19 protein-coding genes and 1 tRNA gene are annotated in these 20,753 nt (G+C 67.1%); 12 read left to right on the top strand and 8 right to left on the bottom strand.

Annotation, left to right across the window (positions count from 1 at the left end; all coding sequences use genetic code 11):
* Nucleotides 1-8: 8 nt before the first annotated feature.
* A complete protein-coding gene (ftsH, locus tag JO236_RS04725) occupies nt 9-2,291 on the bottom strand; it encodes an ATP-dependent zinc metalloprotease FtsH (RefSeq protein ID WP_293325441.1) in 2,283 nt (760 codons plus the stop codon).
* A gap of 235 nt (nt 2,292-2,526) precedes the next feature.
* On the opposite strand from ftsH, the gene JO236_RS04720 reads away from it, so the two are divergent.
* From JO236_RS04720 to JO236_RS04695, 6 genes are all read left to right on the top strand, one after another.
* On the top strand, nt 2,527-3,492 hold the full coding sequence (locus JO236_RS04720) for an alpha/beta fold hydrolase (protein ID WP_293325438.1): 966 nt from the start codon (nt 2,527-2,529) through the stop codon (nt 3,490-3,492).
* A gap of 5 nt (nt 3,493-3,497) precedes the next feature.
* Nucleotides 3,498-4,685: an LLM class flavin-dependent oxidoreductase gene (locus JO236_RS04715; RefSeq protein WP_293325435.1), complete on the top strand. Its 1,188-nt coding sequence runs from the start codon at nt 3,498-3,500 to the stop codon at nt 4,683-4,685.
* A complete protein-coding gene (locus JO236_RS04710; RefSeq protein WP_293325433.1) occupies nt 4,685-5,698 on the top strand; it encodes a zinc-binding dehydrogenase in 1,014 nt (337 codons plus the stop codon). Before JO236_RS04715 ends, JO236_RS04710 begins: the two co-directional genes overlap by 1 nt.
* Nucleotides 5,699-5,967: 269 nt before the next feature.
* The gene (locus JO236_RS04705) at nt 5,968-6,261 is read left to right on the top strand and encodes a hypothetical protein (RefSeq protein WP_293325430.1); all 294 of its coding nucleotides are present in this window, start codon (nt 5,968-5,970) and stop codon (nt 6,259-6,261) included.
* Between the two features lie 69 nt (nt 6,262-6,330).
* Nucleotides 6,331-6,900, top strand: a complete 570-nt coding sequence (locus JO236_RS04700) for a hypothetical protein (RefSeq protein ID WP_293325428.1) — start codon at nt 6,331-6,333, stop codon at nt 6,898-6,900.
* 124 nt (nt 6,901-7,024) lie between these two features.
* A complete protein-coding gene (locus JO236_RS04695; RefSeq protein WP_293325424.1) occupies nt 7,025-7,762 on the top strand; it encodes an SIMPL domain-containing protein in 738 nt (245 codons plus the stop codon).
* On the opposite strand, the gene hpt is transcribed toward JO236_RS04695, so the two are convergent.
* Genes hpt through dacB form a run of 4 tightly spaced genes read right to left on the bottom strand, consistent with a single transcriptional unit; the run spans nt 7,759 to nt 11,760 of the window.
* A complete protein-coding gene (hpt, locus tag JO236_RS04690) occupies nt 7,759-8,379 on the bottom strand; it encodes a hypoxanthine phosphoribosyltransferase (protein ID WP_293325422.1) in 621 nt (206 codons plus the stop codon). The genes JO236_RS04695 and hpt overlap by 4 nt on opposite strands.
* The gene (tilS, locus tag JO236_RS04685) at nt 8,376-9,347 is read right to left on the bottom strand and encodes a tRNA lysidine(34) synthetase TilS (RefSeq protein ID WP_293325419.1); all 972 of its coding nucleotides are present in this window, start codon (nt 9,345-9,347) and stop codon (nt 8,376-8,378) included. Before tilS ends, hpt begins: the two co-directional genes overlap by 4 nt.
* Nucleotides 9,326-10,375 (bottom strand): zinc-dependent metalloprotease, encoded by a 1,050-nt coding sequence (locus JO236_RS04680; protein ID WP_293325416.1) that lies wholly within the window; start codon nt 10,373-10,375, stop codon nt 9,326-9,328. Before JO236_RS04680 ends, tilS begins: the two co-directional genes overlap by 22 nt.
* The gene (gene dacB / locus JO236_RS04675; RefSeq protein WP_293325413.1) at nt 10,372-11,760 is read right to left on the bottom strand and encodes a D-alanyl-D-alanine carboxypeptidase/D-alanyl-D-alanine-endopeptidase; all 1,389 of its coding nucleotides are present in this window, start codon (nt 11,758-11,760) and stop codon (nt 10,372-10,374) included. The genes JO236_RS04680 and dacB overlap by 4 nt, the downstream gene beginning before the upstream one ends.
* 165 nt (nt 11,761-11,925) lie before the next feature.
* On the opposite strand from dacB, the gene JO236_RS04670 reads away from it, so the two are divergent.
* Genes JO236_RS04670 through JO236_RS04655 form a run of 4 tightly spaced genes read left to right on the top strand, consistent with a single transcriptional unit; the run spans nt 11,926 to nt 14,766 of the window.
* Nucleotides 11,926-12,408 carry an inorganic diphosphatase gene (locus JO236_RS04670; protein WP_293325410.1) on the top strand — a complete coding sequence of 161 codons (483 nt, stop codon included), beginning with the start codon at nt 11,926-11,928 and terminating at the stop codon, nt 12,406-12,408.
* Between the two features lie 12 nt (nt 12,409-12,420).
* A complete protein-coding gene (locus tag JO236_RS04665; RefSeq protein ID WP_293325407.1) occupies nt 12,421-13,665 on the top strand; it encodes a hypothetical protein in 1,245 nt (414 codons plus the stop codon).
* A gap of 41 nt (nt 13,666-13,706) precedes the next feature.
* Nucleotides 13,707-14,408 carry a glycosyltransferase family 2 protein gene (locus tag JO236_RS04660; RefSeq protein WP_293325404.1) on the top strand — a complete coding sequence of 234 codons (702 nt, stop codon included), beginning with the start codon at nt 13,707-13,709 and terminating at the stop codon, nt 14,406-14,408.
* 13 nt (nt 14,409-14,421) lie between these two features.
* The gene (locus tag JO236_RS04655; RefSeq protein WP_293325401.1) at nt 14,422-14,766 is read left to right on the top strand and encodes a DUF2304 domain-containing protein; all 345 of its coding nucleotides are present in this window, start codon (nt 14,422-14,424) and stop codon (nt 14,764-14,766) included.
* Between the two features lie 74 nt (nt 14,767-14,840).
* Here JO236_RS04655 and JO236_RS04650 read toward each other — a convergent pair whose 3' ends face one another.
* Complete coding sequence (locus JO236_RS04650; protein WP_293325398.1) at nt 14,841-15,785, bottom strand: NAD-dependent epimerase/dehydratase family protein; 945 nt, start codon at nt 15,783-15,785, stop codon at nt 14,841-14,843.
* On the opposite strand from JO236_RS04650, the gene JO236_RS04645 reads away from it, so the two are divergent.
* Nucleotides 15,751-17,559: a hypothetical protein gene (locus tag JO236_RS04645; RefSeq protein ID WP_293325395.1), complete on the top strand. Its 1,809-nt coding sequence runs from the start codon at nt 15,751-15,753 to the stop codon at nt 17,557-17,559. The two genes, JO236_RS04650 and JO236_RS04645, sit on opposite strands and share 35 nt — an antisense overlap.
* A gap of 94 nt (nt 17,560-17,653) precedes the next feature.
* Here the strand turns inward: JO236_RS04645 and JO236_RS04640 are convergent.
* Together JO236_RS04640 and JO236_RS04635 are read right to left on the bottom strand one after the other, a co-directional pair.
* Nucleotides 17,654-17,729: transfer RNA gene (locus JO236_RS04640), tRNA-Thr, on the bottom strand.
* 45 nt (nt 17,730-17,774) lie between these two features.
* Nucleotides 17,775-18,989 carry a DNA polymerase III subunit delta' gene (locus tag JO236_RS04635; protein WP_293325393.1) on the bottom strand — a complete coding sequence of 405 codons (1,215 nt, stop codon included), beginning with the start codon at nt 18,987-18,989 and terminating at the stop codon, nt 17,775-17,777.
* Nucleotides 18,990-19,144: 155 nt separating this feature from the next.
* On the opposite strand from JO236_RS04635, the gene JO236_RS04630 reads away from it, so the two are divergent.
* Nucleotides 19,145-20,749 (top strand): adenylate/guanylate cyclase domain-containing protein, encoded by a 1,605-nt coding sequence (locus JO236_RS04630; RefSeq protein WP_293325390.1) that lies wholly within the window; start codon nt 19,145-19,147, stop codon nt 20,747-20,749.
* Nucleotides 20,750-20,753 lie beyond the last annotated feature (4 nt).

Raw genomic sequence — 20,753 nt, 5'->3', positions numbered from 1 at the left:
TCCGTTCGTCAGCCGTGAGCCGGCGGGTTGGACCGGCTCACGTCCTCTGACTTCTCGTCGGCGGACTGATCGGAGTCCGATGTGGGCTGATCGGCTGGCGGATACGGCGGATACGGCGGATAGGACGGGTAGGGCTGATGGGCCTGGGCGGGGTAGCTGGGTGCGGGCTGAGGCCGTGCGGGCGCTTTCGGCGGCCACCCGGGGGCATGCCAGCCCGCCGGGGCACCGTAGTCGGGCTGGGTGGGGCCGTTCAAGGCATCGGGGCCGCCGGTGTGAGAACCGTTGGTGCGCTCCGCTTCTGCCTGCGCGGCCGCGCTAGCCCGCGCGATCGCCGCCTTGAAAGCCGGCTCGGCTACCGGCTGCGGCCAGGGTTCGCCGCGCTCGATCGCCAACTCGCCGGGCGTCTTGATCGGCGGCTTGTCCGACGGGATGCGGCCACCGAAGTCGTCGAACATGGTGAGCCGGGGGCGCTTTTCGACGTCGCCGAAGATCGCCTCCAGCTCGGGGCGATGCAGGGTTTCCTTTTCCAGCAGCTCGCCGGCCAGGGTGTCGAGCACGTCGCGGTATTCGGTGAGGATCTCCCACGCTTCGGTGTGCGCGGCCTCGATCAGCTTGCGGACTTCCTCGTCGATTTCGCGGGCGACCTCGTGCGAATAGTCGGACTGGGTGCCCATGGACCGGCCGAGGAACGGGTCGCCGTGTTCGGTGCCGTATTTGACCGCACCGAGGCGGGCGCTCATCCCGTACTCGGTAACCATGGCGCGGGCGACCTTGGTGGCCTGCTCGATGTCGGACACCGCGCCGGTGGTCGGCTCGCGAAACACCAGTTCCTCGGCGGCACGTCCGCCCATCGCGAACACCAGCTGCGCGATCATCTCCGAGCGGGTCCGCAGGCCCTTGTCTTCCTCGGGCACCGCGACGGCGTGCCCGCCGGTGCGCCCGCGGGCCAGGATCGTCACTTTGTAGACCGGGTCGATGTCGGGCATCGCCCAGGCCGCCAGGGTGTGGCCGCCTTCGTGGTAGGCGGTGATCTTCTTCTCCTGCTCGCTGATGATGCGGCCCTTGCGACGCGGGCCGCCGATCACCCTGTCCACCGCCTCCTCCAGCGCGGGGCCGGTGATGACGGTGCCGTTCTCGCGGGCGGTCAGCAGCGCGGCCTCGTTGATGACGTTGGCCAGGTCGGCGCCGGTCATGCCGACTGTCCGCTTGGCCAACCCGTCCAGGTCGGCGTCCGGGCCGATCGGCTTGCCCTTCGAATGCACCCTTAGGACGGCCCGGCGACCGGCCAGGTCGGGGTTGCTCACCGGGATCTGCCGGTCGAAGCGGCCGGGCCTTAGCAGGGCTGGGTCCAGGATGTCGGGCCGGTTGGTGGCCGCGATGAGGATGACGCCGCCGCGGTCACCAAAGCCGTCCATCTCCACGAGCAGCTGGTTGAGTGTCTGCTCACGTTCGTCGTGGCCGCCACCCAGGCCGGCGCCGCGCTGGCGGCCGACCGCGTCGATCTCGTCGACGAAGATGATGCACGGGCTATTTTGTTTTGCCTGCTCGAAAAGGTCCCGAACCCGGGATGCGCCGACGCCGACGAACATCTCGACGAAGTCGGAGCCCGAAATTGTGAAGAACGGCACACCGGCCTCCCCCGCCACGGCGCGGGCAAGCAGCGTCTTGCCGGTTCCGGGCGGCCCGTAAAGCAGCACGCCCTTGGGTATCTTGGCGCCCAGCGCCTGGTATCTGCTGGGGTTTTGCAGGAAATCCTTGATTTCGTAGAGTTCCTCGACCGCCTCGTCGACGCCGGCGACGTCGGCAAACGTGGTCTTGGGCATGTCCTTATTCAGCATCTTGGCCCGCGACTTGCCGAAGCCGAAACCCATGCGGGCACCGCCCTGCATGCGCGAGAACATCACGAAAAGACCGACCAGCAACAGCAGGGGCAGGACGTAGACCAGCAGTTCGCCCAGGATGCTGCCTTCGTTGACGACGGTGCTGACCTTGGCGCCCTTGGCGTTCAGCGCGTTGAACAGGTCGACGGCGTATCCGGTGGGGTATTTAGTGATGACCTTGTCAGAGTTCTCGGTGTCGTTACTGCCCTTCTTGAGGGTCAGGCGCAGCTGCTGTTCGCGGTCATCGATCTGGGCGCTCTTGACGTTGTCGTTGCTGATCTGCGACATCGCCACCGACGTGTCGACAGGTTTGTAGCCCCGGGTGTCGTCACTGAAGTAGAAGAACGACCAACCCAGTAGCACCACGACAGCGATCGCCGTGACGGTGCGGATCACGTTTTTCCGGTTCATCAATCATCGGCCGTGTCGGCCAGGTCCTTCCCCGATACGCGCAGCTAGAAAAGTCAAGGCTACCGCGACTGGCGATCGCCAGCTCCGGCGGAGCCGGGGCGCAGCGGGTCGCCGCGGTATTGCTTTGTGTTGACGCTGCGTCCAGGGTGAGGAAGTTCGAGTGGAGCCCGCCGTCAGCGCAGAGCCAACGCACTGGCCCCTTCTCAGTCGTGTGCCGTTGTGATTTGGTGATCCCATGCGCTCGTCTACCGAACGGTTAGTCGACACCAACGGCGCGCAGTTGCGATTGGTCGAGGCCGGGGACCGCGGGGCGCGGGTGGTGATACTGGCCCACGGCTTTCCCGAACTGGCCTACTCGTGGCGCCACCAGATTCCGGCGCTCGCCGAGGCGGGCTATCACGTGCTGGCGCCTGACCAACGCGGCTACGGCGGCTCGTCTCGTCCAGACGCGATCGAGGCCTACGACATTCACCAGCTGACCGCCGACCTGGTCGGCCTGCTCGACGATGTCGGGGCCGAGCGCGCCGCCTGGATCGGTCACGACTGGGGGGCCACGGTCGTGTGGAATGCGCCGCTGCTGCATCCCGACCGGGTCGTAGGTATCGCCGGGTTGAGCGTGCCTCCGCTGCCGCGCCCAAAGAGGGCGCCAACACAGGCTTTTCGGCGTGCCGTCGGCGAGAACTTCTTCTACATCCTCTATTTCCAGGACCCCGGGGTCGCCGACGCGGAGCTCAACGGCGATCCCGCCCGCACCATGCGTCGCATGCTTGGCGGGCTCCGGCCACCCAGCGACGACAGCGTGGTTACGCGCACGATTGCTCCCGGTCCTGAGGGTTTCATCGATCGCCTTGCGGAACCGGACGGTCTGCCCGATTGGATCAGCCAGGATGAACTCGACCACTACATAAGCGAATTCACCCGCACGGGGTTCACCGGCGGCCTGAACTGGTATCGCAACATGGACCGCAACTGGGAGACCACCTCGCAGCTCGAGGGCGCGATGATCGTGGTGCCGTGCATGTTTGTGGGCGGCACGGCCGACCCGGTGTTGGCGTTCACCCGTACCGACCGCGCTCCGGAGATAGTCAGCGGGCCCTACCAGCAGGTGATGCTCGACGGCGCCGGGCATTGGCTGCAGCAGGAGCGGCCCGACGAGGTGAACGTCGCGTTGCTGGAATTCCTCAAGGGACTCGCATGGTGAGCACGATGAGCGCACCCATGCGGTTCGGAGTCTTTATTACCCCATTCCATCCGACGGGCCAATCACCAACGGTCGCATTGGAATACGATATGGAGCGGGTCGTAGCGCTGGACCGTCTGGGGTACGACGAGGCGTGGTTCGGCGAACACCACTCCGGTGGGTACGAGCTGATCGCCTGCCCGGAAGTGTTCATCGCCGCGGCGGCGGAACGCACGAAGCACATCCGGCTGGGCACCGGCGTGGTCTCACTGCCCTACCACCATCCACTGATGGTGGCCGACCGCTGGGTGTTGCTGGATCACCTGACCCGTGGCCGGGTGATGTTCGGCACCGGCCCCGGAGCGCTGCCGTCGGACGCGTACATGATGGGCATCGACCCGATCGACCAGCGGCGGATGATGCAGGAGTCGCTCGAGGCGATCCTCGCGCTGTTCCGCGCCGGCCCCGAGGAGCGCGTCGACCGGCACTCCGACTGGTTCACGCTGCGCGATGCGCAGTTGCACGTCCGACCATATACCTGGCCATATCCCGAAATCTCCACGGCAGCAATGATTTCGCCGTCGGGACCGAGATTGGCCGGTGCACTTGGCACGTCGCTGTTATCGCTGTCCATGTCGGTGCCGGGCGGGTACGCCGCGTTGGAGAACACCTGGCAGGTGGTGTGTGAGCAGGCCGCCAAAGTCGGCCGGCCCGAGCCGGACCGCGGCGACTGGCGGGTGCTGTCCATCATGCATATTGCCGACACCCGCGACCAGGCCATCGACGATTGCACCTTCGGGCTGCTCGACTTCGCAAAGTACTTCGGTGCCGCCGGATTCGTGCCGCTCGCCAACACTGTCGAAGGCGCGCAGTCACCGCGCGAATATGTCGAAGACTATGCGGCCAAAGGGAATTGCTGCATCGGGACACCCGATGACGCGGTCGCCCATATTGAGGACCTACTGGACCGGTCAGGCGGATTCGGAACACTGCTGCTGCTCGGCCACGATTGGGCCACACCCCGAGCGACCTACCACTCCTATGAGCTGTTCGCCCGCAAGGTGATTCCCCATTTCAAGGGACAGTTGGCGGCGTCACGGTCCTCGCACGACTGGGCCAAGGCCAGGCGGGACGAGTTGATCGGCCGCGCCGGGGAGGCGGTGGTGAGGGCCATCACCGAGCACGTGTCCGAACACGAACAGGCGGGGTACTGATGCGGGCGTCGGTGTTGCGCGACGGGCGGATGGTCTACCGGGACGACGTGCCGGACCCCATGCCCGGCGCGGGCCAGGTGCTGGTTGCAGTGCGAGCGTGCGGAATCTGCGGATCCGATTTGCATTTCGCCGCGCATGGCGCCCGGGTACTGGAAATGAGCAACGAGGTCGCCGGGGATTCAGGCGGCATGAATGTCGATCTGAACCGTGACATCTTCATGGGTCACGAATTCAGCGCCGAGGTGCTGGAAGCCGGACCCGACACCGAAACTCATGCCGCGGGCACCTTAGTCACCTCCCTGCCAGTGTTGTTGTCCACCTCGGGTGTCGAGCCGATTGTCTACAGCAACAACACGATTGGCGGATACTCCGAGCGGATGCTGCTGTCAGCACCACTGCTGCTACCGATCCCCAACGGACTGGACCCCATGCACGCCGCGCTGACCGAACCCATGGCGGTGGGTCTTCATGCCGTCAATAAGTCGAACATCCAGCCCGATGAGAAGGCCCTGGTGCTTGGCTGCGGCCCAATCGGCATCGCCATCATCGCCGCGCTCAAGACACGTGGTGTCGAAACCATTGTGGCGGCGGACTTTTCACCCAAACGGCGCGAGCTTGCCGCAGTGATGGGCGCACAGCAAACAGTGGATCCCGCTCAGGGCTCACCCTTTGACGACGTCAAGGCCGCGGTGGTATTCGAGGCGGTGGGGGTACCAGGAATGATCGACGACGTACTGCGGCGGGCGCGGCCAGGCACCCGCCTGGTGGTCGCCGGGGTATGCATGGAGTCCGACACCGTGCATCCGTTCTTCGCCATCGCCAAAGAGATCAGCGTGCAGTTTTCGCTCGCCTACGGGCCGGAGGAATTCGCGGCATCGCTGCGCGCGCTGGCGGAGGGCGACATAGATGTCAGCCCGCTGATTACCGGCGAGGTCGGACTGGACGGCGTGGGCGCCGCATTCGACGACCTTGCCGATCCCGAGCGGCACTGCAAAATTCTCGTGACGCCGTAGCTTGAGGCCGAACGCCCGGCTCAGGATGACGGTCCGGTTCGTGTGAACGCTCAAGCGGCACCGCGGGCTGTTAGGCGCACCCGGGAATGACGGGCGCACATAGCCCGCGGCCTTTGATGTGGCGCGGATCGAGCTTCGGTGTCCACAGTCGCGTCAATGCATCTGAGCACGACCTCAAAGGCAGCGAAAACCAGTCACATAAGCGGTAGCGTTGTTTGCCAAGCCAACTACTCGGCAACGCATCAGCGGCGATGTGACGGGAGACAACCATGAAGCACTGCATCGTCGGAGGCCTGGCTGCCGTGCTGATGGCCGGAGGGCTGATCGCCTCAGCGCCGCCGGCCAACGCCGGCTGCCAGTACGGGGGAGTCGGCATTATCAACAAGTGTGATGGACCCATCCAGCCTGACGGCACCTGGCAACGTTGCGTGGCATTCGCGACCTGGATGCCAAGCGGCGCCAGTTCCTACCTGGTGCCCGACAAGCGCTGCAATGTGATAGGTCCCAACCAGTACCCGGGGGGACTCGCTTTCGCCGACCCACCGACGCACATCGACGACTGAGCCGGCGACCCGGGCGCCTTCCAACAGGTGAAATGCGCATGCAGCATCCTGGCGGAAGGAGCCAGCGCCATGTCCTCTAAACCTCGCCGCAGCATATTCGTCTACATGATCGGGGCGGCTCTCATCGTGATCGGCCCGCTCGTGGCCATCGGCGTGTCCGTCTTTGTCGTGGTCTGGCAGACCAGTAAGGCGCCCACCGACGACCACGGCTTCGGTAACACCCAGGCCACCATGGTCCATGTCGACGCCGGTGGATCAAAAGCGATCTACACCACCGCGCCGTCTGGGAGCAACATCCGCTGTACCGCGTACAGTCACCAGGAGGAACCCCCCATTCGCCCATATCTGACATCCACGGTGGGCAAGTGGCGCGCACAGTCTTCGTTCACGGTTAAGCAGGGCGGTAACTACCGCATCAGCTGCTCCGGGCCCGCCGATGCTCGCTATGCCGTCGGGGAGTTCATCACAACCGAACAGTTCAATCGACTATTTCTGGCTCTGTTCTTGGGAATTGGCGGGGGTGGGGTGATGGTCCTCGCCGGCCTCGTTGTGGTGCTCGTGACCGCGGCCCGCCGGGGCCGTGCCAAAAGGCAGGCAATGCCAATGCAATACCCGCAGCAATGGCCTCCGCGCACCTGACTAACAGCATCCAATCGCCAGCCAATAGGACCGCGCCGAATTCACGTGCGCGACATGGTGTTTCTGCTCAAGGGAGACCCACTATCCGCCCGTCGTGCGCGCCTAAGACGTTAGGGTGCCAACCATGCCGATCCCGAAGAGCGCCACGAAGTCCGTCCGCAAGTCGATCGCTCTGGCCGTCGTCGTGTTAGCCCTGTCCTGCGCAGCGGGGTGCAACAAACACGATGCGCCGAAGTCCGGCGCCAACCCCCGCCAAGCGACAGTCGTCGGGTCAGGACAGGTCCAGGGCGTCCCGGACACCTTGACCGCCGACGTCGGGATCGAGTTCACCGCACCCGACGTCACCACCGCGATGAACCAGACCAACGACAGGCAGCAGGCCGTCGTCAATGCGCTCACCGGCGCCGGCCTGGACCGCAAGGACATCAGCACCACCCAGGTCAGCCTGCAACCGCAGTACGGCAACCCCGAGCCCGGCGGGGCCGCCACCATCACCGGCTACCGCGCCACCAATGCGATCGAGGTCAAAATTCACCCCACCGACGCCGCATCGAGGCTGCTCGCCTTGATCGTCACCACCGGCGGCGACGCCACCCGGATCAGCTCGGTCAGCTACTCCATCACCGACGACTCGCAGCTGGTGAAGGACGCGCGGGCGCGGGCGTTCCAAGACGCCAAGAACCGCGCCGACCAGTACGCCCAGCTGTCCGGCCTGCGGCTGGGCAGGGTGCTGTCCATCTCGGAGGGAACCGCGGCAACGCCGACGGCGCCGGCGCCGTCCAGAGCCATGATCCCTGTGCCGCTGGAACCCGGGCAGCAGACGGTCGGCTTCACGGTGACCGTGGTGTGGGAGCTCGACTAACCCTGGTAGACCCGGGGATCCAGCGTCCCGATGTAAGGCAGGTCGCGGTAGCGCTCGTCGTAATCCAGGCCATAGCCGACGACGAAGTCGTTGGGGATGTCGAAGCCGACGTAGGAGATCTCTACATTGGCCCCTACCGCGTCGGGTTTGCGCAGCAGCGTGCATACCCTCAGCGTGCGCGGGTGCCGGCTGGTCAGGTTGCGCAGCAGCCATGACAAGGTCAGGCCGGAGTCGACGACGTCCTCCACGATCAGCACGTCGCGGTCGTGGATGTCGCGGTCGAGGTCCTTGAGGATCCGCACCACCCCGGACGACGACGTCGAGGACCCGTAGGAGCTGACGGCCATGAACTCGAACTGGGTGGGCAACCCTATCGAGCGCGCCAGGTCCGTGACGAAGATCACGGCGCCCTTGAGCACGGTGATCAACAGCAAATCCTGGCCCGAGCTGGCCGACAGGTCCCGGTAATCGTTGCAGATTTGTTCGCCGAGCTCGACGATGCGGGCCTGAATCTGCTCCTCGGTGAGCAGGACCGACTTGATGTCCCCCGGGTACAGCTCGGCCGTCACGACCACAGCGTGCCACGCCGACGGGCGAACAACCAACGCGATCGTCAAATTGGCTCGTGCCGCAACGTCAGCACGCCATCGTGCCGTCCGGCGATCAATCGCTGACCGCGCAACGTCGACCCGACCGCCACGCCGCCCTGCCCCCGCCACCCGGTGACCAGCGTGTCCACCCCGCGGATCTGTTTGTCGGTCAACCCGGTCGCGCCGCCGGCCAGCAACCAGCCGCGGATGACCCGGCGCCGAACCGCGTCGGGCAGCACGGTCAGCGCCGCGGTGTCCAGTGCGGAGCCCGACCCGGAACCCACTTGGGCCGCGGGCAGCGCCTGCGCGGCCAGCCCGTCGATCAGCTCGGTATCCTCGCGCAGCGCCGTCGCGGTGCGGGCCAGCGCCTCGGCGACACCGCCGCCCAGCACGTCCTCCAGCAGCGGCAACACCTCGTGCCGCAACCGCGCACGAGTGAAGCGCCGGTCGCTGTTGTGCGGGTCCTGCCAGGCCGTCAGCCCCAACTCGGCGCAGGCGGCAAGCGTGACAGCGCGCCGAACACCGAGCAGCGGCCGGCACCACGGCGGATCATGTGGCCGCATCCCGGCCAGTGAGCGCGGCCCCGAACCGCGGCCCAGCCCCAGCAACACCGTCTCCGCCTGGTCGTCGAGCGTGTGGGCCAACAGCACCGGTCCCCCTTGATACGCGTTCAACGCGGCATAGCGGGCGGCGCGCGCGGCCGCCTCCGGTCCGCCGTCGTTGCCGACCTGCACGCAAACGACTTGTGCTTCAACACATCCCAACGCCAACGCCTGACCGCGGGCGTTGCTGGCGACCTCCGCCGAGCCGTCCTGCAGGCCGTGATCCACGATCATTGCCGTGGTGGGCCGCAGCCCGGCCGCGACGGCGGTGAGGGCCAACGAGTCCGGTCCGCCGGACAGCGCCACACACCATTGCTCGGCGGTCACCCGATACGTCTTGACGAACGCCTCGACAGCCGCGTGCAGCTGCCCTACAGCACCCTGTCTATCCATTGCTGCGGATCCTCGATCTCGGCGGGCAGCGGCAGGGTCTCGGGATCCGACCAGACGGTATTGAACCGCTCCATTCCGACCCGGCCCACTACATGGTCCACGAACGCCTTACCCCGGGTGTACTGGCTGAGCTTGGCGTCGATCCCCAACAGCGCGCGCAGCAACCGCTGCAACGGCGGTTGCTTGCGCTGACGACGTTCATCGAAGCGACTCCGGATCGTCGCTACCGAGGGCACCACCACCGGCCCGACCGCGTCCATCACGTGGTCGGCATGGCCCTCCAGCAGGGTGCCGAGCACCAGCAGGCGATCCAGCGCTTGGCGCTGCGGCTCGGACTGCACGGCACGCACCAGGCCGAGAATCCCCGAGGCGCCGGGGTCCGTAGACCCTGACGCACCCCGGTTGCGGGCGAACTCGGCCAGCCGGCTCACCACCTGCCCGATATCTTCCCCGGCGTCGCGGGTCAACAGCGCCAGAGACTGCGACATGTAGTCGGCCAACCATGGGTTGGCGGTGAACTGAACCCGATGCGTCACCTCGTGCAGGCACACCCACAACCGGAAATCCGAAGGCTTCAAACGTAATTGGCGCTCAACGGCGATGACGTTGGGATACACCAGCAGCAGGCAACCCCGTTTGGCGGCACTGAACGGGTCGTACTGCCCGAGGATGCCCGAGGCCACGAACGCCAGGACGGCGCCGGTCTGCGCCCCGGTGATCCGGCCGGTGAGAAAACGGCGCGGCTTGTCGGTTCCATTGGTCATCACCCGCATCGACTCGGCGGCGGCACGGATCCACTCCGAGCGATCAACTATGCGGGCCGCCGGCACCGAGCCGCTGGTGACCAGGCCGGTGACATCGCGCACCGGCGGTTCGGCCTTCGCCGCCGCGCTGGTCAGCTCGTCGATTGCCTGACGGCGGGTGTAATCGGTGGCCGGCGGACCCGGGCGGGCCAGCCGTGCTCCGACGGTCGCAGCGAACTGCCAGTCGACCGCCGTGCCCAGCGTCAGGTCCGACGGAGCGGTCACGGCGCGCACCCGCAGAACCACACCTTGGTGGCCAGCGCGTCCAGGGCGTTGCGGCCGTTGGGACCGGCTTCGTTGGAGAGGAAAGCGAAGGTGAGCACACGTCCGCTGCTGTCGGTCAACACGCCGACCAACGAATTGATGGCCGTCAACGAGCCCGTCTTGGCCCGCAGCCAGCCCGCCGGCCCCAGGTTGCTCGCCGTATCCAGGAACCGATCGGCCAGCGTGCCACTGCCGCCGGCGATCGGCAGCAAATCCAACAGCGACCGCAGCGCCGGTTGATCGGGCCCGGCTGCCGCCTGCACCGTGCCGTCGAGCGTCTTCGCGGTGAGGCGGTCGTTGACCGAAAGCCCACTGGAATCCACCAGCGCTGCACCGGAGGTGTCGACGTGCGCGGTGCTCAACCGGTTGGTCACCGCGTCCACCGCGCCGGCGAAGCTCAGCGGACGGTGCATGGCCGCCGCCACTTCACGGGCGATCGATTCGGCCATCACGTTGTCCGAGGCGTTCATCATCTGGGAGAGCCGCTGAATCAACGGCGCCGATTGCACCACTGCCAGCTGGCGCGCCCCTGACGGTGCGTTGCCGATCGTCACGGTAGCCGGATTGAGGCCCAGCCCGATCGCCAATTCCCGCCCGGCATCCAGCGCCGGGGTCTTGGACCGTCGTGAGTTGACGGTGGTCGGCTGAATGCGGCCCGCGTCGATCATCACCGCCTCGATCGGGGCGATGTCGCCGTTGTCGATGTCCGCAGGGTCCCAGCCCGGGGCCAGCGTCGGGCCGGTGAACGCCGAGATGTCGACCTGCACCGCCGTAGGGGTCACGCCGCTGCGTTGCACCTGCTCGACCAGGTCGCTGATGCGCGCTGCACCCTTGTACCAGGTGTCGACGTTGGGCGCGGCGGCGGACAGCGTCGGGTCGCCGGCGCCGACCAACACGACAACCCCGGGTTGGGGGCTCTGGGCGGCCACCACCTTGGTACTCACCCGCGCCTGCCGATCCAGTGTCAGCAGGGCGGCGGCGGCCGTCAGCAACTTGTTGGTCGACGCCGGCACCAGCGGGAGGTCGTCTTGCCGCTGCCAGAGCTCCTTGCCGGTGAGCGCGTCGGTGATGCGGCCGCCCAGCTTGCCCAGGTTGGGGTCGTCGGCAACCGGCGCCAACATGGCCGCCAGCGCGTCGACGGCCGGTGTCCCGGCGGTGTCCGCGACGGGGGTCACACCGGGCTTGACCGTGGGCGCCCGCGGGGGCGCCACCGTCACCCGCGCGCTGGGGCTGCTGTGCGCCGTGGTGAAGAACACGCCGGCGGCCACCACGGCGGCGACAACCGCCAGCACGGCCGCACCCACGAGTACGTACGTGAGGCGTCTGCGCCAGCGACTGGGACCCATCACTCTCCTTGCCTGCCCGGCCCTGCACGGCCCGGCCAATTTCGCGGACACTGCCAATTTCTCGGACACTGCCGCTTTTCTGGACACCATTGTGCCGGACTAGGGTTTAGGCCCGACGCAACTGACTCCCACCTCTTGCCTCACCGTTATGAAGGAGCCGACACGGTGCAATTCGACGTGACCATCGAAATCCCCAAGGGCCAGCGCAACAAGTACGAGGTCGATCACGAGACCGGGCGGGTGCGCCTTGACCGCTACCTATACACCGCGATGGCCTACCCGACCGACTACGGCTTCATCGACGACACCCTGGGCGAGGACGGCGACCCGCTCGACGTCCTGCTGTTACTGCCGGAGCCGGTGTTCCCAGGCGTGCTGGTAGAGGCGCGGCCGGTGGGCATGTTCCGGATGGTCGACGAGCACGGCGGCGACGACAAAGTGTTATGCGTTCCGGCCGGCGACCACCGGTGGGACCACATCCAGGACATCGACGACGTCCCCGCCTTCGAGTTGGACGCGATCAAGCACTTTTTCGTGCACTACAAGGACCTGGAGCCCGGCAAATTCGTCAAGGCCGCCGACTGGGTCGGCCGCGAGGACGCCGAAGCCGAGGTGCAGCGCTCGGTGGAGCGGTTCAAGGCGCACTGAGCCGGCTGCATCGTGACCGAGCTTGGCGAGGGACTGGCCGGGCCCGTCGCACGTGCCAGCGTCGCCCGGGTCGGCATCGCGACGGCGGTCACCGCGCTCTGCGGCTATTCGGTGATCTACCTGGCCGCCCGCAATCTGGCTCCGGCCGGCTTTTCGGTCTTCGGCGTGTTTTGGGGGGCATTCGGGCTGGCCACCGGTACCACCTTCGGTCTGCTGCAGGAGACCACGCGGGAGGTTCGCTCGGCGGCGTACCTGCACGCCTTGCCCGGCCCACGCACCCACCCGATGCGGGTCGCGGGGCTGGTCGGGATCGCGGCAGCGGTCGCGATCGCGGTCAGTTCGCCACTGTGGAGCGGGCGGATATTCGTTGAGGCGCGCTGGCTTTCGGTGGGATTGCTCAGCGTCGGGCTGACAGGGTTCTGCCTGATCGCCACCCTGATGGGCATGCTGGCGGGCACCAACCGGTGGACCCAATACGGGGCGCTGATGGTGACCGACGCGGTGACCCGGGTGTCGGTCGCAGGGGCCGCGTTCGCGCTCGGCTGGGGGCTGACCGGCTTCTTGTGGGCGTCGGTGGCCGGGTCGGCCGCGTGGCTGATCTTGCTGGTGAGTTCGCCCTCGGCACGCGCGGCGGCCCGCCTGCTGACGCCTGGTAGCACCGCCACGTTTTTGCGGGGAGCCGCGCATTCGATCACCGCCGCCGGGGCGAACTCGGTTCTGGTGATGGGGTTTCCGGTGCTGCTGAAGCTGACTTCGGATGCGCTCGGGGCGGCGGGCGGGGTGATCATCCTGGCCGTGACGTTGACGCGGGCGCCGCTGCTGGTGCCGTTGACGGCCATGCAGGGCAACCTGATCGCCCATTTCGTCGACGAGCGCACCCACCGCCTCAAGGCGCTGATGGTGCCCGCGGGGATCATCGGCGGGATCGGCGCGGTCGGAGTGCTGGCGGCGGCCCTGGTGGGTCCCTGGCTGTTGCGGGTCGGGTTCGGCGCGCAGTACCAGGCCAGCGGCGCCCTGCTGGCCTGGTTGACCGCGGCAGCGGTGGCCATCGCCATGCTCACCCTGACCGGGGCCGCTGCGGTGGCCGCGGCGTTGCACCGGGCATATTCGGTGGGTTGGGTCGGCGCGACAGTGGCGTCCGGTCTGTTGCTGCTGTTGCCGCTCCCGCTAGAGACGCGGACGGTGGTGGCACTGCTGTGTGGGCCGCTGGTGGGGATCGGCGTCCATCTGGTGGCGTTGGCGCGCGCGGGACGCTAGAACCTGGTCGGACGTGTACCTGTGGGCTTAAATGGGCCTGAATGAACACTGAACCGCGCTACTCGGGCATCTGGATCGTCGTTCCCGCCTTTAACGAAGCCAAGGTCATCGGAGAGGTCATCGCCGATCTCCGCTCCGTCTTCGACAACGTTGTGTGCGTGGACGACGGCAGCACCGACGACACCGGCGAGATCGCCAGGCGCGCCGGGGCCCATCTGGTGCGTCACCCCATCAACATGGGCCAGGGCGCGGCGATCCAGACCGGGATCGAGTTCGCCCGCAAGCAGCCCGGTGCGCGGATTTTCGCCACGTTCGACGCGGATGGCCAGCATCGCGTCAAGGATCTGGGCGCGATGGTCGACCGGCTGGCCATGGGCGATGTTGACGTGGTGATCGGAACGCGGTTCGCGGGGGCAGAAGGGGTTAAGCCTCCATTCCTGAAGCGGATCGTGCTGCGCACCGCCGCACGGCTGAGCCGGCGCGGCCGACGCCTTGGGCTGACCGACACCAACAACGGGCTGCGGGTGTTCAACAAGAAGGTGGCCGACGCGCTGGACATCACCATGAGCGGCATGAGCCACGCCAACGAGATCGTGATGATGATCGCCGAAAACAACTGGCGCGTGGTTGAAGAACCGGTCGAGGTGTTGTACACCGAATACTCGAAGTCGAAGGGGCAACCCCTGCTCAACGGCGTCAACATCATTTTCGACGGGTTCCTGCGAGGGAGGATGCCACGGTGAAAAGGATCGAAAAGTGAACTGGATCCAGGTGCTGCTGATCGGGTCGATCGTCGCCCTTTTGGTCTATCTGCTGCGGTCGCGGCGCAGTGCGCGGTCGCGCGCGTGGGTCAAGGTTGGTTACGTCTTGTTCGTGCTGGGCGGCGTCTACGCCGTGCTGCGGCCCGACGACACCACCGTGGTCGCGCACTGGTTCGGGGTGCGCCGCGGCACCGACCTGATGCTCTACGCGCTGATCATGGCGTTCAGCTTCACCACGCTGAGCACCTACATGCGGTTCAAGGACCTGGAATTGCGTTACGCGCGACTGGCCCGCGCCGTTGCTTTGGAGGGCGCGCAGGCGCCCGAGTCAGCGCGCTAACGTCGCCGCGCCCAGCGTGAACTGAGGGCGAAGAATCGCTCGGAATCCCGCCCTGAGTTCACTTTCGGCGAGGGTCACCCCGTGTGCAGCTTGCGGAAGTACTCCACCGTCCGGAGCAACCCGTCTTCCAGCTGAATCTGGGGTCGCCAGGCCAAAACCCGTTCGGCTAAGCCGATGTCGAGGCAGGACCGCTTGAGGTCGCCCAACCGCGGTGGATGAAACTCTGGGTCGTCGGGCCCACCCACCGCCGCCGCCACCGCGGTGTGCAATTGACGGTCCGAGGTTTCGATGCCGGTGCCGACGTTGAAACGTTGCCCGCCGCCCGCTTCGCCGGACGCGCGGACGAACGCGTCCACCACGTCGTCGACGAACACATAATCGCGGGTGTTCGTGCCGTCGCCGAACACCTTGGTGGGCTTCCCCGACAGCAGCGCCTGCGCGAAGATCGCCACCACTCCGGCCTCGCCGTGCGGATCCTGGCGCGGCCCATAGACATTCGCCGGCGCGATGTGCGAACACTCCAGGCCGTACAGGTGCCGGAAGGTGTTCAGGTAGATCTCCCCCGCCACCTTGCCCGCGGCATAGGGCGAAGCGGGATCAGTCGGGTCGTCCTCAGAGGTCGGATATCTAGGTGGGGTGCCATAGATGGATCCACCCGAGGAGGTGTGCACGACCTTGCGGACTCCCGCGCTGCGGGCCGCCTCGGCCAGGCGAACCGTACCGATGACGTTGACCGAGGCGTCGAATTGCGGGTCGGCCACCGAATGCCGGACGTCGATTTGGGCCGCCAGGTGGAATATCACCTCGGGTCGGTGCTCGTCGAAGATGGCCTGCAGGTCCGCGGTGACGATGTCGGCCTCGGCGAAGAAGTGATCGGGATGGTCGGCCAGATGCTCGAGGTTGGTCGCTTTCCCGGTGGCGAAGTTGTCCAGTCCCACGACGGTGTGGCCGTCGGCCAGTAAGCGGTCGACTAGCGTCGACCCGATGAAACCGGCTGCCCCGGTGACCAGTACGCGCACCGGCCAACCATACCGGTGGGTCATTGCGGTGGCCGCGCTGCTGATTGCGCTGCAGCTGGTGGTCCGCGCGCTGCTGGCTTTCGACGGCTATTTCTACTGGGACGATCTGATTCTGGTCGGGCGGGCCGGAACGCACGGCCTGCTGTCGCCGTCCTACCTGTTCGACGACCACGACGGCCACATGATGCCGGGGGCGTTCCTGGTCGCCGGCGCCATCACCCGGCTTGCGCCGCTGGTGTGGACCGGGCCGGCGATCAGCCTCGTGGTGCTGCAGTTGCTGGCCTCGCTGGCGTTGCTGCGCGCCTTGCATGTGATCCTGGGCTGGCGGCCGGTGCTGCTGATCCCGTTGACCTTCGCGCTGTTCACTCCGCTGGGCGTGCCGGGGTTTGCGTGGTGGGCTTCGGCGCTGAACTCGCTGCCGATGCTGGCGGCGCTGGCCTGGGTGTGCGCCGACGCCGTGCTGCTCGTCCGCACCGGCCGTCAGCGGTACGCCGTGACCGGTGTGCTGGTGCATTTGAGTGGTCTGTTGTTCTTCGAGAAGGCCGCGGTTATCCCGTTCGTCGCCTTCACCGTGGCCGCGCTGCTGAGCCATGTGCAGTGCGACCCGACGGTGGTGCGCACGGTGTGGCGTGGCGGTGCGCGGTTGTGGTCGGCGTCGCTGGCGTTGACCGTCGGCTGGGTGGCGCTGTATCTGGCGGTGGTGAATCAGCAGCGCTGGAGCTCCGACCTGTCGATGACGTGGGACCTGTTGATTCGGTCGATCACCCACGGCATCGTGCCGGGCCTGGCGGGCGGTCCGTGGCACTGGGATCGCTGGGCGCCGGCGTCGCCTTGGGCAACGCCGGGACGACTCGTGACGGCGCTGGGATGGTTGGTGCTGGCTGGCGCATTCGCGTTGTCGCTGGTCCGTAAGCGGCGCATCGGGGTGGTGTGGCTAACCGCTGTTGGCTATGCCCTCGCTTGTCAGGTGCCGATCTATTTGATGCGGTCCTCGCGGTTCACCGCGCTCGAATTGGCCCAGACCTTAAGGTATTTCCCGGATCTCGTCGTCGTGCTGGCGCTGCTGGCGGCTGTCGCCTTCTGTGCACCGAACCGACCCAGCGCTTGGCTGGATGCGTCTCCCCGGCGCTCGGCAGTGACAGTCGTTGTGGCCCTGGCATTTCTGACCAGCTGCCTGTACTCGACGAAGACGTTCTTGACGTCGTGGCGGGATAACCCCACCCAGCCCTACCTGCAAAACGTACGCGCCAGTCTTGCTGCTGCACAAGCTGATTCGAGCGATCCGCTGCTCGACCAGGAAGTCGATCCGCTGGTGTTGCAGCGCATGGCGTGGCCGGAGAACATGGCCAGCCACATGTTCGCTCTACTGCGAGCAAGACCCGAATTCGCGACGGCGACAACCCAATTGCGGATGTTCACCAGCTCGGGACGCCTAGTCGACGCGAGAGTGACCTGGGTGCGGACCATCGTGGTAGGACCCACGCCGCAGTGCGGCTACTTCATCCAGCCGGACAAGCCGGCCCGCTTGAACTTGGACGGCCCGCTGCTGCCCGCCGACTGGACGGTCGAGCTGAATTACCTTGCCAACAGCGACGGTTCGATGACCCTGTCGCTCTCCGACGGCCCGGAGCGCAAAGTCCCCGTGCATCCCGGCCTCAACCGGGTATTCGCCCGGCTGCCCGGCGCCGGGGACGCGATTACCGTGCGGGCCAACACCGCTGCGCTGTCGTTGTGCATCGCATCCGGACCGGTGGGATTCCTGGCGCCGGCCTGACCGCACCCGCGCTCACCGCCGGCGTTCGATGAACCCGGGAACGCCCGACGCCTGGCGCGGACTTGACGCCACGGCGGAAAAATTGGATCCGAATTGGAGCCGCCTGGGAGAATCGAACTCCCGACCTATTCATTACGAGTGAATCGCTCTACCGACTGAGCTAAGGCGGCCTGCGCGCATAACGGGCGGCCCGAGTCTACGGCAGCCGGGCTGACTCACCCAAGTTCCTGGCCGATGGTGGCCACCATGGCGTCGACGGCGAACTTGGGTTTGACGTTGATCGCCAGCGCTTCGCGGCACTCGAGCACGGCTTCGACGCAGCGCAGCAGCCGCTCGGGGGTGGCGTGGGCAGCCAGCGCCGCGACACGCTCAGCCATGTCCGGGTGGTTGGCCCGCACTTTTCCGGCGCGGGCCGCTACCACCAAGGCATCACGGAAATAGGTCGCCAGGTCGATTAGCGCCCGGTCCAGCGCGTCGCGCGACGCCCGCGTCTGACGGGACTTCTGCCGTCGCTCCAGGTCCTTGAGCGCCCCGGCGGCGCCGCGCATCGCCGTCGCAGTGCCCTTCCCGGTGCCGCCGGCCCCGAGCGCCGTCCGCAGCTCCTCCGTCTCCGCCTCGGCGCGCTCGGCGGTCAAACCCACGGCCTCGACTTCCGCCGCGGCCACCAGCTCTTCTGCGGCCTGGTAGGCGCGCGCAGGCCGTATCGCGTCGCTCACCAGCTGCAGCGCGCTTTCCCGCCGCTGCCGGGCATCCCCGTCGGTGGCCAGCCGGCGCGCCCGGCCCACGTGCCCACCGCTGACCGAGGCCGCCCAGCCCGCCGCATCGGCGGCCAGGCCGTCGCTGTCGACCAGCACCCGGGCGATCGCCTCGGGCGACGGCGTCACCAGCGCGACATGCCGACACCGCGAGCGCAGCGTGATCGCGATGTCCTCGGGATCCACCGACGGCGCGCACAACAGGAAAACTGTCGATGGCGGCGGCTCCTCCACCACCTTCAGCAGGGCGTTCGCGGCGCCTTCCGTCAGCCGATCGGCGTCCTCGATCACCACGATCTGGTGGCGCCCGGTGGTCGGGCGGCGCGACGCGATCTGCACGATGGCGCGCATCTCGTCGACCCCGATGGACAGGCCTTCGGGAATCACACGCCGCACATCGGCGTGGGTGCCCGCCATTGTCGTCGTGCATGCCCGACACTGCCCACACCCCGGCTCGCCGTCCTCGGAATCGCGGGTGCACTGTAGCGCCGCCGCGAAGCACACCGCCGCCACCGAGCGGCCCGAGCCGGGCGGGCCGGTGATCAGCCAGGCATGTGTCATAGTCCCGCGCGCGCCGAGACTGTGACCGGTATCACCGCGGGCGGCTTTGGCGGCCGCGATCAGCTCGGCCTCGACGGCCTTCTGGCCTACCAGCCGGGTAAACACTCCAGACATCACCGGCAACACTATTGACCCCCACCGACAGATACCTAGCGGCCACCGTTTCGCGACAATTCCGTGATCTTCGCCCGCCTTTCGGGGTCGAAAGGCGACTTGCCGAGGCCCTTGGAGTTTTCCGACAAGTCCCCGCCGACCGATACGGTGAGCAGATGACAACCGCGGCAACACTGCCCGGACGGATCAACGGGTTCGTCCGGTGGGTGGTGCGCACGCCGTGGCCGCTGTTCTCGCTGAGCATGCTGCAGGCCGACATCATCGGTGGCCTTTTCGTATTGGGCTTTCTCCGTTACGGCATGCCGCAACAGGACCGCATCGAACTGCAGGATCTGCCGAGGCTCAATCTGTTCATCTTCCTCGGCTCCGTGATATTCCTGTTCCTTGCCACGTTCGTGGTCAACCTGATCATGCTGCGGCCGGTATTCCGCTGGCAGCGCCGCGACAATCTGCTCGCCGAGGCCGATCCGACCGCCACCGAGCTGGCCCGCAGCCGGGCGCTGCGGATGCCCTTCTACCGCACGGTGATCGGCATGGTGTCCTGGTGCATCGGCGGCGTGGTGTTCATCCTCGCCAGCTGGTCGGTAGCCAGATACGCCGCTCCCGTCGTGGCCGTCGCCACGGCGTTGGGCGCCGCAGCGACCGCGATCATCGGCTACCTGCAGTCCGAGCGGGTATTGCGGCCGGTGGCCGTCGCCGCGCTGCGCAGCGGCGCGCCGGAGAACGTCAAGGCGCCGGGCGTCATCTTGCGGCAGATGCTGACCTGGATGCTGTCCACCGCGGTGCCGGTGCTGGCCATCGTGCTGGCCATTGCGGCGGACAAGGTTTCGATCCTGCACGCCTCGCCCGAAAAGCTGTTCAATCCGATCCTGCTGCTGGCGGGGGTGGCGCTGGGCATCGGGCTGATCAGCACCCTGCTGGTGGCGATGTCCATCGCCGATCCCCTGCGCCAGCTGCGCTGGGCGCTCTCCGAGGTGCAGCGCGGCAATTACAACGCCCACATGCAGATCTACGACGCCAGCGAGCTGGGCTTGCTGCAGGCCGGGTTCAACGACATGGTGCGCGACCTGTCCGAACGGCAACGGCTGCGCGACCTGTTCGGCCGCTATGTCGGCGAGGACGTGGCCCGCCGGGCCATCGAGCGCGGCACCGAGTTGGGCGGCCAGGAACGCGACGTCGCGGTGCTGTTCGTCGACCTCATCGGCTCGACCCAGCTGGCGGCGACCAGGCCGCCCGCCGAAGTGGTTCATCTGCTCAACGAGTTCTTCCGCGTGGTTGTCGACACCGTCGGCCGGCACGGCGGATTCGTCAACAAGTTCCAGGGCGACGCCGCGTTGGCGATCTTCGGTGCGCCAATCGAACACCCGGACGGCGCCGGTGCGGCGCTGGCGGCGGCCCGTGAGCTGCATGACGAGCTGCTGCCGGTGCTGGGTGCCGCGGAGTTCGGCATCGGGATCTCGTCCGGCAGGGCCATCGCCGGCCACATCGGGGCTCAGGCCCGGTTCGAGTACACGGTGATCGGCGATCCGGTCAACGAGGCAGCCCGGCTCACCGAGCTGGCCAAGCTCGAAGAGGGCCATGTGCTTGCTTCGGCGATCGCCGTCAGCGGCGCGCTGGACGCCGAAGCCCTGTGCTGGGATGTCGGCGAGATCGTCGAGCTGCGCGGGCGCTCCGCCCCGACGCAGTTGGCCCGGCCGCTGAATCTAGCTGTCCCCGAGGAGATTTCGCGTTCAGAAGTGTCCAGCGACGTGTCCGGATAATCTG

The organism is Mycobacterium sp. (genome assembly GCF_019247635.1).
Lineage (GTDB): Bacteria > Actinomycetota > Actinomycetes > Mycobacteriales > Mycobacteriaceae > Mycobacterium.
The sequence above is the reverse complement of the archived record's forward strand: the minus strand, read 5'-3'. Positions and strand labels throughout refer to the sequence as shown.

What these genes read in the sequence shown, in the direction of transcription:
- JO236_RS04705 (WP_293325430.1), top strand. Translation starts at nt 5,968, where the DNA reads ATGAAGCACTGCATCGTCGGAGGCCTGGCTGCCGTGCTGATGGCCGGA.
- JO236_RS04700 (WP_293325428.1), top strand. Translation starts at nt 6,331, where the DNA reads ATGTCCTCTAAACCTCGCCGCAGCATATTCGTCTACATGATCGGGGCG.
- dacB (WP_293325413.1), bottom strand. Translation starts at nt 11,760, where the DNA reads ATGGGTCCCAGTCGCTGGCGCAGACGCCTCACGTACGTACTCGTGGGT.
- JO236_RS04715 (WP_293325435.1), top strand. Translation starts at nt 3,498, where the DNA reads ATGAGCGCACCCATGCGGTTCGGAGTCTTTATTACCCCATTCCATCCG.
- JO236_RS04660 (WP_293325404.1), top strand. Translation starts at nt 13,707, where the DNA reads ATGAACACTGAACCGCGCTACTCGGGCATCTGGATCGTCGTTCCCGCC.
- JO236_RS04635 (WP_293325393.1), bottom strand. Translation starts at nt 18,989, where the DNA reads ATGTCTGGAGTGTTTACCCGGCTGGTAGGCCAGAAGGCCGTCGAGGCC.
- JO236_RS04710 (WP_293325433.1), top strand. Translation starts at nt 4,685, where the DNA reads ATGCGGGCGTCGGTGTTGCGCGACGGGCGGATGGTCTACCGGGACGAC.
- ftsH (WP_293325441.1), bottom strand. Translation starts at nt 2,291, where the DNA reads ATGAACCGGAAAAACGTGATCCGCACCGTCACGGCGATCGCTGTCGTG.
- JO236_RS04720 (WP_293325438.1), top strand. Translation starts at nt 2,527, where the DNA reads ATGCGCTCGTCTACCGAACGGTTAGTCGACACCAACGGCGCGCAGTTG.
- JO236_RS04630 (WP_293325390.1), top strand. Translation starts at nt 19,145, where the DNA reads ATGACAACCGCGGCAACACTGCCCGGACGGATCAACGGGTTCGTCCGG.
- tilS (WP_293325419.1), bottom strand. Translation starts at nt 9,347, where the DNA reads ATGGATAGACAGGGTGCTGTAGGGCAGCTGCACGCGGCTGTCGAGGCG.
- JO236_RS04645 (WP_293325395.1), top strand. Translation starts at nt 15,751, where the DNA reads ATGAAACCGGCTGCCCCGGTGACCAGTACGCGCACCGGCCAACCATAC.
- JO236_RS04695 (WP_293325424.1), top strand. Translation starts at nt 7,025, where the DNA reads ATGCCGATCCCGAAGAGCGCCACGAAGTCCGTCCGCAAGTCGATCGCT.